The sequence below is a fragment of the Nesterenkonia aurantiaca genome, assembly GCF_004364585.1.
In the GTDB taxonomy this organism is placed as follows: domain Bacteria; phylum Actinomycetota; class Actinomycetes; order Actinomycetales; family Micrococcaceae; genus Nesterenkonia; species Nesterenkonia aurantiaca.
In genome coordinates this window covers 71,420-81,212 of the sequence record NZ_SOAN01000010.1, presented here as the reverse complement: position 1 = coordinate 81,212, position 9,793 = coordinate 71,420, and the positions used below count along the sequence as shown (strand labels likewise).

Annotated in this window: 9 protein-coding genes; 1 reads left to right on the top strand and 8 read right to left on the bottom strand. The window is 68.8% G+C overall.

Going from position 1 to position 9,793, the window contains the following annotated elements; all coding sequences use genetic code 11:
• Positions 1-71: 71 nt before the first annotated feature.
• The 8 genes from nusB to EV640_RS12075 form a co-directional block, all read right to left on the bottom strand.
• Entirely contained in the window at positions 72-497 is a 426-nt protein-coding gene (gene nusB / locus EV640_RS12110; RefSeq protein WP_036476015.1) for a transcription antitermination factor NusB, read from the bottom strand.
• Between the two features lie 8 nt (positions 498-505).
• On the bottom strand, positions 506-1,069 hold the full coding sequence (gene efp / locus EV640_RS12105; protein ID WP_036476014.1) for an elongation factor P: 564 nt from the start codon (positions 1,067-1,069) through the stop codon (positions 506-508).
• Positions 1,070-1,179: 110 nt separating this feature from the next.
• Positions 1,180-2,343, bottom strand: a complete 1,164-nt coding sequence (gene aroB / locus EV640_RS12100; RefSeq protein WP_133726543.1) for a 3-dehydroquinate synthase — start codon at positions 2,341-2,343, stop codon at positions 1,180-1,182.
• Positions 2,340-2,900 carry a shikimate kinase gene (locus tag EV640_RS12095; RefSeq protein ID WP_051501244.1) on the bottom strand — a complete coding sequence of 187 codons (561 nt, stop codon included), beginning with the start codon at positions 2,898-2,900 and terminating at the stop codon, positions 2,340-2,342. Before EV640_RS12095 ends, aroB begins: the two co-directional genes overlap by 4 nt.
• On the bottom strand, positions 2,900-4,147 hold the full coding sequence (aroC, locus tag EV640_RS12090) for a chorismate synthase (RefSeq protein WP_051501265.1): 1,248 nt from the start codon (positions 4,145-4,147) through the stop codon (positions 2,900-2,902). The genes EV640_RS12095 and aroC overlap by 1 nt, the downstream gene beginning before the upstream one ends.
• An 8-nt stretch (positions 4,148-4,155) precedes the next feature.
• Positions 4,156-5,136: a shikimate dehydrogenase family protein gene (locus EV640_RS12085; RefSeq protein WP_036476013.1), complete on the bottom strand. Its 981-nt coding sequence runs from the start codon at positions 5,134-5,136 to the stop codon at positions 4,156-4,158.
• Positions 5,133-6,836, bottom strand: coding sequence for an endolytic transglycosylase MltG (locus EV640_RS12080; RefSeq protein ID WP_051501243.1), 1,704 nt, complete (start codon positions 6,834-6,836; stop codon positions 5,133-5,135). Before EV640_RS12080 ends, EV640_RS12085 begins: the two co-directional genes overlap by 4 nt.
• A 94-nt stretch (positions 6,837-6,930) precedes the next feature.
• Positions 6,931-8,355 (bottom strand): DUF349 domain-containing protein, encoded by a 1,425-nt coding sequence (locus EV640_RS12075; RefSeq protein WP_036476012.1) that lies wholly within the window; start codon positions 8,353-8,355, stop codon positions 6,931-6,933.
• A gap of 82 nt (positions 8,356-8,437) precedes the next feature.
• Here EV640_RS12075 and hisS point away from each other — a divergent pair, with 82 nt between their 5' ends.
• A complete protein-coding gene (gene hisS / locus EV640_RS12070) occupies positions 8,438-9,778 on the top strand; it encodes a histidine--tRNA ligase (protein WP_133726542.1) in 1,341 nt (446 codons plus the stop codon).
• The last annotated feature ends 15 nt before the right edge of the window (positions 9,779-9,793 follow it).

Sequence of the window (9,793 nt, the reverse complement as noted above, 5' to 3'; positions counted from 1 at the left end):
GTTCTCGGCGGCTGCCGCCGCATCGCGGCGCAGCTGCTGTCCTGCGTCGGCGCGTGATTCACGCGCCGGGTTCACTCTACGTCATCGACCTCGACCAGCGTGGGCTTGAGCACCTGGATCCGGCCGAGCAGGCCGTTCACGAAGCTGGGTGAGTCGTCGGTGGAGAGCTCCTTGACCAGGGCGACGGCCTCGGAGACCGCCACGTTGTCGGGGATCTCGGTGTTGCACAGCAGCTCCCAGGCCCCGATGCGCAGCGCCATCAGGTCCACCCGCGGCATCCGCTCCAGGGTCCAGCCGCGCGCGTAGGTGGCGAGGATCTCGTCGATGTGCTCCTGTTCGGACTTCACCCCGTCGATGAGCTCGAGGACGTATTCGTTCACGATCAGGTCCGCGCGCTCGCGGCGGACCCTCAGGACCTCGAAGGGGTCCATGTCTCGCTGTTCGGCCTCGAAGAGGATCTCGAGGGCCCGACGGCGGGCTTTGCTTCGCTTTGCCACTGGCGGGATCAGTCCGTGACTCGGCCGAGATAGGCGGAGGTGCGGGTATCGACCTTCACGCGGGTGCCCTGGTCCACGAACAGCGGGACCTGGATCTCGTGTCCGGTCTCGAGGGTGGCGGACTTGGTGCCGGCGTTGGAGCGGTCACCCTGCAGGCCCGGCTCGGTGTAGGTGATCTCCAGGACCACCGAGGGCGGCAGGTCGAGGTAGAGCGGGGTCCCGTCATGCAGGGCGATGGTGACCTCATGGGACTCCAGCAGGAAGTTCGCGGCGTCGCCGACCACGGCGGCGGGCACGGTGATCTGGTCGTAGTCGCGCAGGTCCATGAAGACGAAGTCCTCACCGTCCTGGTAGAGGTACTGGTAGTTGGAGCGGTCGACCGTGGCGAACTCCACCTTGGCGCCGGCGTTGAACGTCTTGTCCACGGCCTTGCCGGTGCGGATGTTCTTCAGCTTGGTGCGCACGAACGCGCCGCCCTTGCCCGGCTTGACGTGCTGGAACTCGAGCGTGTTCCACAGCTGCCCCTCCATCTTGAGGACGGAGCCGTTCTTGATGTCGTTCGAGCTGGCCACAATCTGCCTTTCCTGGGTCGTGAGGGCATGGAGTTGGATGCACAGCCGAGGCTGGACGCCATGGCTGCTCCACGCGGCGCCCGTTGATTCTACAGGCTTGCGCGCCGACCTCAGAGCGAGATCATGCTGCCCGTCTCCGGCTGGGCGATCTCCTGGTAGGTCGCGAAGAGGATCGAGGCGTCCGGGATCTCCACGGTGGCCGGCTGTCCCTGTCCGTTGAGCAGCACGAATCGCAGCTGGTCGCCGCGGTTCTTTTTGTCCCGACGGATGCCTTCGAGCAGCTGGCTCCAGCGGTCATCGCGGTAGGTGGTGGGCAGCCCGAGCAGGGTCAGCACGGCGTGGTGGCGGTCAGCGGTGGCGTCGTCAAGCCGGCCCAGGCCGCGCCCGAGCTCGGCGGCGAAGATCATGCCCACCGAGATGGCCGCGCCGTGGCGCCACTGATAGCGCTCGGCGAGTTCGATGGCGTGGCCCAGCGTGTGGCCGTAGTTCAGCGACTCCCGGACACCGGATTCGAGCATGTCCTGCCCCACCACATGGGCCTTGACCGCGACGGCGCGCTCGATGAGCTCGCGGATCTGCCAGGAGTGCGGGTTCTGGGCTTGCTCCGGGGCGGCTTCGATGATGTCGAGGATCCGCTCATCGGCGATGAATCCGCATTTGACCACCTCGGCGAGTCCGGCGACCAGCTCGTTGCGCGGCAGGGTCAGCAGCGTGTCCAGATCGGCGAGCACCCCGGCCGGCTGGTGGAACGAGCCGACCAGGTTCTTGCCCTCGGAGGTGTTGATCCCGGTCTTGCCGCCCACGGCGGCGTCGACCATGCCCAGCAGCGTGGTGGGCATGTGGACCACGCGGATCCCGCGCAGCCAGGTCGCGGCCACGAAGCCCGCGGCATCGGTGACTGCGCCCCCGCCCACGGCGACGATCGCGTCGGAGCGGGTGAAGTCGTTCTGCCCCAGGACCTGCCAGCAGAACGCGGCGACCTGGATGTGCTTGCCCTCCTCGGCGTCCGGGATCTCGGCGACCAGCGCCTGGTACCCGGCCTTCTCGAGGTCCTCCCGGACGACGTCGCCGGTGGCGCGCAGCGCCCGAGGATGGATCACCAGCACCCGTTCGGCCTGCGGGCCGACGAGTCCGGGCAGCCGGGAGAGCAGCCCGTTGCCGATGATGACGTCGTAGCCCAGCTCTTGACCTCCGGTGCCCGCGCCCTCCCCGACGGTGATGATCGTGGGCTCCGCGGCGGGGGCGGAAGCCTCGGTCTCGGCCTGGTGACTCATACGCTTGGGTCTCTCCTGGAGGTGGTGTTGAGGGCTCGCACGATGTGATCGACGCGCACGTCGATGTGGGCATCGTCCGGGGTCATGACGATATCAGCGCAGTCTCGATAGATCTGCTCGCGTTCGGCGTAGATGCGCTTCCAGGCCTGCACCGGGTGGGCGCCGAGGATGGGTCGGCTGGACCCGTCCCCCAGCCGCAGCGCGGCCTGGTCCTCGGTGAGGTCGAGCAGGACCACCTGCTGATCGCGCAGCAGCTCGCGGGTGCCGGCGCTGAGCACCGCGCCCCCGCCGAGGCTGATCACCGAGGGGCGCGGGGAGTCCAGCAGCTCGGCGACGATGCTCTGCTCCTCGGCCCGGAACGCGTCCTCGCCGTGGAGCGAGAAGTACTCCGGGATGGGGCCGTGACGGGCGACGAAGAAGTGGTCGCTGTCCACGTGGGGCCGGTGCAGCCGGCGGGCCAGCGCCGCACCGACGGTGGACTTCCCGGAGCCCATCGGTCCGATCAGCACGATGTTTCGGCCGTCGCCTCGCTGTTCCGCGGCTGCCGGTTGACGCATCAGTCTTGCATCGCGGCCGGGGCCTGCAGCGGGTCGCCGTCGGCTCCGGCGCCGGAGGGGTCGCCGCCCAGCTCGGGGAGGTGCTCGAGGTAGCTGCGCAGGTTGCGCCGCACCTCGGTCACCGAGTCCCCGCCGAACTTCTCCAGCACGGCCTCGGCGATGACCAGTGACACCATGGCCTCGGCCACGACCCCGGCGGCCGGGACGGCGCAGACGTCGGAGCGCTGGTGGTGGGCGGTGGTCGCCTCCCCGGTGGCGGTGTCCACAGTGCGCAGCGCGCGCGGCACGGTGGCGATGGGCTTCATCCCGGCGCGGACCCGCAACGGGCCGCCGATGCTCATGCCGCCTTCGATCCCGCCGGCGCGGTTGGAGGTGCGCGCGATCTGGCCCTGCTCGTCGAGGGTGATCTCGTCGTGGGCGGCAGACCCGCGGCGTCGAGTGGTCTCGAAGCCGTCGCCGACCTCCACGCCCTTGATCGCCTGGATGCCCATGAGCGCCCCGGCCAGCCGTGAGTCCAGCCGGCGGTCCCAGTGGACGTAGCTGCCGAGTCCCGGCGGGAGCCCCTCGACGATGACTTCGACCACGCCGCCGAGGGTCTCGCCTGCGCGGTGCGCGTCGTCGACCTCGGCGACCATCCGCTCGGAGGTCTTCGCGTCGAAGCAGCGCAACGGATCTGCGTCCAGGGCGGATGCGTCTGCGGCGCCTGGCAGCGGGGTGTCGGCCGGGATCTGTACCGGGCCGATGGCCGTGGTGTGTGAGACGGTCGTGATCCCCAGCTCGTCCAGGAAGGACTGGGCCGCGGCGCCGAGGGCCACGCGGGTGGCGGTCTCGCGCGCCGAGGCGCGTTCCAGGACCGGGCGGGCCTCGCCGAAGCCGTATTTCTGCATCCCGGTGTAGTCGGCGTGACCGGGGCGTGGCCGGGTCAGCGGGGCGTTGCGGGCGAGGTGGGCCAGCTCTGCGGGGTCCACCGGATCCGCAGACATCACCTTCTCCCATTTGGGCCATTCGGTGTTGCCGACCTCGATGGTCAGCGGGCCGCCGATGGTGACGCCGTGGCGCACCCCGGCCAGCAGCGCGACCTGGTCCTGCTCGAACTTCATCCGGGCTCCGCGGCCGTAGCCGAGACGGCGGCGGGCGAGCTTCTCCTGCACCGCTGCGGTGCTCAGCGAGACGCCGGCGGGAAGCCCTTCCAGGATTCCGACGAGGGATTTGCCGTGTGATTCTCCGGAAGTGAGCCAGCGCAACATGGGGTCCATCATAAACCGATGGAGCGCCTCATCTTTGCCACCATCTGGGCGTGGGACTCTTTCGGGAGCTCACCGGCCGGAGTCGAGGTGGCCGCGCTGAAGAGCTCCACCTGCTTCACCGCCTGGTGCAGCAGCATCACCAGACCGCTGACCACGCGGCCGCCCGAGGCCTCCCAGGAGCTGGCCAGTGCCGAGGGCCAGGGGTCGTAGGCGACGTCGAGCAGCGGGATCGGGCGGTCCAGCCGGGGCAGGGTGGCGGAGAGCTCGTCGGCGGCGCGCGGCGGCAACGTGGAGACCACGGCGTCGAGCCGGACTCGGTCAGGGTCCTGAGGGCCGGCGCGCAGGTCTTCGGGGAGCTCCGAGAGTTCGCTCACGCTGAGCCGCAGCCTCAGGGCGGCGGCCACGGGTGCCAGCTCCAGGCCGCGCTGGACCGAGCGCGCGTAGCTGTGCACCTGGGTGTAGCCGAGTTCCGCGGCGGCGGCCAGCGCGGCGGTGGCGGTGGCCCCGGCACCGATGATCCCGAATCTCCCCCGGTCCGAGGATGAGCCCGGGTGCAACCCGGCCTCGCCCAGGGCGGCCACGATGCCGTCCACATCGGTGTTCTCCCCGAAGAGCGTGCGCGAGCCCCCGGAGTTGCTGGCGCTGCCCGAGTTGGTGGTGCCGCCGGCGCTGCCCGAGTCGGCGGGGCCGCTGGCACCATGGCCGATCGGTCGGTGGACGACGGTGTTGAGCACACCCAACGCGGTGACCCGCGCTGAGGGAGAGTCCACTGCGGCGACCATGGCGGCCTTCAGCGGCATGGTGACCGACCAGCCCATCCAGTCCTCCGAGGCGCCCTCACCGCGCAGGAAGTCCTGCAGGGACTGCTCGGGAACGTCGATGCGTCGGTAGTCGGCATCGAGCCCCAGGTGATCGTAGGCGGCGGTGTGCAGCAGCGGAGAGAGCGAGTGGGCGATCGGGTGGCCCAGCACAGCGGCCTGTCGGGTCACGGTCCCGCGTTCTCCTGGGTCGGCTCGCCTTCGCAGATCTCGGGGTTGTCCTCGCAGTACGCGTTGAACTCCTCCACGTAGCCGAGGTGCTCCTCGTAGGTGGAGGCGAACTCGGTGTCTCCGGTCTCGAGGTCCACCGTGACCCAGTAGAAGAAGTCGTTCTCCTCTGGGTTCGCGGCAGCTTCCAGGGTCGCCATATTGGGCGCCGCCACGGGTCCTGGGGGCAGACCCGGGTTCTGGTAGGTGTTGTACTCGTTGGAGGCGTCGGCCCGTTCCTGCTCGGTGAAGTGCACGCTCTGCGTGCCGAGGCCGTAGATCACGGTGGCGTCGATCTGCAGCAGTCCGTCGGTCTCCGAGTTGTTCGGGGCCAGTCGGTTCTCGATGATCCCGGCGATCTCTTCGTAGTCACCGGGCAGGCCCTCCGCCGTGAGCAGCGAGGCCACGATCACGGTGCGCCACTGCTCGTCCTCCTCGGTGATGCCCAGCTCGTCGAGCCGCTCGAAGGTGGTGTCCACCATCGTCTGCAGGATCTCTTCAGGTGTGGCCTCGAGGCTGGGCTGGTATTCACCGGCCGCCAGGTAGCCCTCGAGCGTCTCGGCCTCCTCGGGAAGCCCATAGGCCCCGGGGTCCCCGGCGGCCTGCCGGATGTCGCTCTCCGGGATCCCGGTCTGCGCGGCGATGGAGCTCAGCGCCGCGTCGATGCGGGTGTTGTCCTGGAGCGAGATGTAGTGCAACGCCTCGCCCTGTTCGAAGATCACTGCCAGCGCATCCTCGGCGGGCATCTGCTCGCGCAGCTCGAACTCCCCGGGCTGCAGCTCGGGCGCTTCCTGGAGCTCTGCGAAGGCCTCATCGAATGCGTCATCGCTGGCGATGATCCCGGCTTCCAGGAGCCGGTTGCGCACCAGCGCGGGACCGTCGCCCTCTTCCACGGTGAAGTCCACGACATCACCGGCCTGGGTCTCGAAGTCCTCGGGGCCGCCCCCGCCGAACAGAGACTGCAGCACGACCACGAAGCCCACGAGCAGCGCCGCGAAGAGTCCGAAGGCCACGCTCAGCGTGAGGTTGCGCCGACGGCGGCGACGCCGGCGCTTCTCCAGCACCGCCTGGGTCGCACCCCCTTCGACGGCGGAGACCGTCTGGTAGCCGCGGCCATGGCTGGAGGAGGAGATCAGCAGCGGGGTGCCGTCGTCGTCGTGATCGATGCGGGTGCCTTCGTAGTAGTCGTCTTCCAGGTCTTCGTCGTACAGGAGATCCGAATCCTCCGCCACGGCGTACTCGGACTCCTCCTCCGCCTCCTCCCCGGAGAGCACCTGGTCGGAGCCGGTCATCACCTGATCGAAGGGGGTCACTGCGGAGGGAGCAGCGAGGTGCGATTCCGTGCGTTCCCAGCTGTCCTCGGTGACGTCATCCGGATGAAAGATCGCCGTCTGGTCGAAGACCACCGTGGCCTGGACCGGCGCGATGGCGGGCAGCGGCACCCGGGGCGTGCCGGGGTCCGCCGCGGCGTCCTCGTCGCGCTGCGCCGCGGCGGCGGCCGAGGCCGCGGAGCGGGCATTCACGGATCGCAGCGTCTCGTCAAGAGCGCTTTTCTGCGCGCCGCTATGACGCTCAGGCTTCACCACGAGTTCGCGCTCCCGGTCCTCGCGAATCTCGCGACGGCTGCGCGGGGAGCCCAACTCATGCGGCTGATGATCGCTCACGCGGGGTCCTTACTGGATGTCGACGGCACAACGCCAGGGACCCATCGGGAATGGCTCATGGGTCACCGGATCTTTGAAGAGTGTAATCCATTCGTTACTTCAACATATCTCGCCAGCTTCTTCTTGCGTCCAATGCTTCTTTGGCTTCGGAAATTCGCTTGTCGTCTCCGCTGACCTGGGCGGCAGCGAGTGCCGCCTCAAGTTCAGCAATGGCCTCGTCGAGCTGGGTGAGCATCGAGTTCTGCCGCGCGAGCGTCTCGGGGTCGGTCTTGCGCCAGTGTGTCTGCTCGGCGTCACGGAACGCATCCTGGACCCGCTTGAGCCGGCTCTCCACGGACTTCATGTCCGCCCGTGGCACACGCCCGGCGGCGTCCCAACGGTTCAGCAGCGCCTGGTGCTTCTCCCGGATGGCCTCGGGGTTCTCGATCGGCATCAGCGCCTCGAACTCCTCGAGGAGCGCCAGCTTCACGGTGAGATTCTCGGCGTACTCCGCGTCGGTCTCGGCGTTGACCTTGTCCCGGTTGCCGAAGAACACGTCCTGCGCGGCGCGGAATCGGGCCCACTGCGCGTCGTCGGTCTTGCGGGCGCCGCGGCCCAGGGCCTTCCAGTCATCCATCAGCCGGTGGTAGGCCTTGGTGGTCGCTCCGTAGTCATCGGAGTCCTTGAGCTGCTCCGCCTCGGCGATCAGCGCCTCCTTGGCGGCCTTGACGTCGCCGTGCTCCTTGTCCCGGGTGGCGAAGAAGGCACGCCGGTTCTTTTCGAAGAGGTTACGGGCGGCGCGGAATCGCTTCCAGTACGGGTCTTCCTGGGACTTCGTCAGCCTCGGGGGCTTCTTCTGCTCGGCCTTCCAGGCCTCGAACAGCTCATTCATCCGCGCCTGGGCGCTCTTCCAATGCTGTGTGCTCGGGTCGGCATCCGCCAGCAGCTCCACCTCGGCCACGATCTGCTCGCGAACCGCCAGGTGTTCGGCGAGGACGACCTCGGCCTCTTGGGCCTCCACGGCTGCGCGCTGATCGATCTCTGTGGAGATCTCCTTCAGCAGCTCGCTCAGCACCGCCACGTCGCCGACCCAGGTGCCCGCGGTGAGCTCCTTGCGGATATGTCCCAGGGACTCATGCAGCGCCTTGGCGGAGTCGGCTCCGGCCGCGGCGCGGGCGCGCAGCAGCAGCGCACGGTTGTAGAGCTCGTCGAACTTCCGGGTGAAGTAATGCAGCGCCTCATCGGCGCTGGCGCCGGAGAACTGCCCGACGTAGGTCTCGGCGGCCGGTGGCTGAACGGTTGCCTCGGGCTCTCCGGGCTCGGTCGCAGCAGCCTCGGTGCCCTCCGCGACGGCCTCCGGCGCTGCTCCGTCAGCCTCCGGCGCTGCCGCGGAAACCTCTGGGACTGCGGAGGCCGCGCTCACCGGCTGACCGGTTGCGGGGGCCAGTGCGTAGACATGGCCTTCCTCATCCACCCGAGCGAATCGGCGGGCTTCGGCGAGGGAGGTCTCATGGTGGTCGGGCTTGACTGCAGGACTCATCCCACCAGCCTACCGGAGCCGTTATGCTGAACGGGCCCGATTCCAGGCTCCCCCCGACGACCCAAGGACTGCGCGCACACTCATGGCTCGAACCAGCTCTCTCTCCGGCTTCACCGAATGGCTCCCCGAGGAGCGGCTGGTGGAGCTGCATGTCTTGGACACGCTTCGTGAGGTGTTCGAACGCCACGGCTTCGCCTCGATCGAATCACGGGCGGTGGAGACCATCGACACGCTGCTGCAGAAGGGCGAGATCGACAAGGAGATCTACGCCGTCGCTCGCCTTCAGGAGGAATCCGGGCGTGAGGCCCGTCTGGCGCTGCACTTCGACCTGACCGTGCCCTTCGCCCGCTATGTGGTGGAGAACGCCGGTCACCTGGACTTCCCGTTCCGGCGCTACCAGATCCAGAAGGTCTGGCGCGGGGAGCGGCCCCAGGACGGCCGCTACCGCGAATTCACCCAGGCCGACATCGACCTGGTGGGCGACGGCGCGCTCCCGTTCCGCAGCGATGTCGAGATCGGCGTGGTGATGGCCAAGGCGCTGGAGGCGCTGCCGATCGGCGACTTCATGCTGCGGGTGAACAACCGCAAGCTCTCTGAGGGCTTCTACCGCTCCATCGGGCTGCATGACACCACCGCGGTGCTGCGCGCCATCGACAAGCTGGAGAAGATCGGCGCCGAGAAGGTGCGCGAGGAGCTGGTCTCCTCCGGAGCCGCCACTCAGGAACAGGCGCAGCAAGCGCTGGAACTCGCCCAGATCCGCGCCACGGACACCACCTTCGTCGCCGCCGTGCGCGAACTGCTGGGCTCGAAAGCGCCCGATGAGCTGCTCGAGGCCGGACTGAGCGAGCTCGAAGAGGTCGTCGCGGAGCTCAACAAGCGGGTCCCCGGTCGGGTCACCGCCGATCTCTCCATCGCCCGAGGCCTCGACTACTACACCGGAACGGTGTACGAGACCGTGCTCATCGGCCACGAGTCCCTGGGCTCCATCTGCTCCGGCGGCCGCTACGAGTCCCTCGCCGCCAAGGGCAGCCGCACCTTCCCCGGCGTCGGTCTCTCCATCGGTGTCACCCGGCTGATCTCCCGAATCCTGGCCGAGGGCGGGATCCGGGCCAGCCGCAAGGTTCCCGCCGCGGTCTTCGTGGCGCTGCGCTCCGACGCCGACTGGGGCGCCGCCCAGGACGTGGCTGACGCGCTGCGCGCCCGCGGGATCAACGTGGAGGTCGCGCTGAAGGCCGAGAAGTTCGGCAAACAGATCCGCCACGCTGATCGCCGCGGCATCCCCTATGTCTGGTTCACCGAGGAGGAGGGCACCCATGAGGTCAAGGACATCCGCACCGGAGCACAGACTCCGGCCGATCCGGCCAGCTGGACGCCCCCGGCCCAGGACGCGCTCCCGCGGATAGTAGAATCGGCCACCGACTGACTCCCCGGGCCGCAG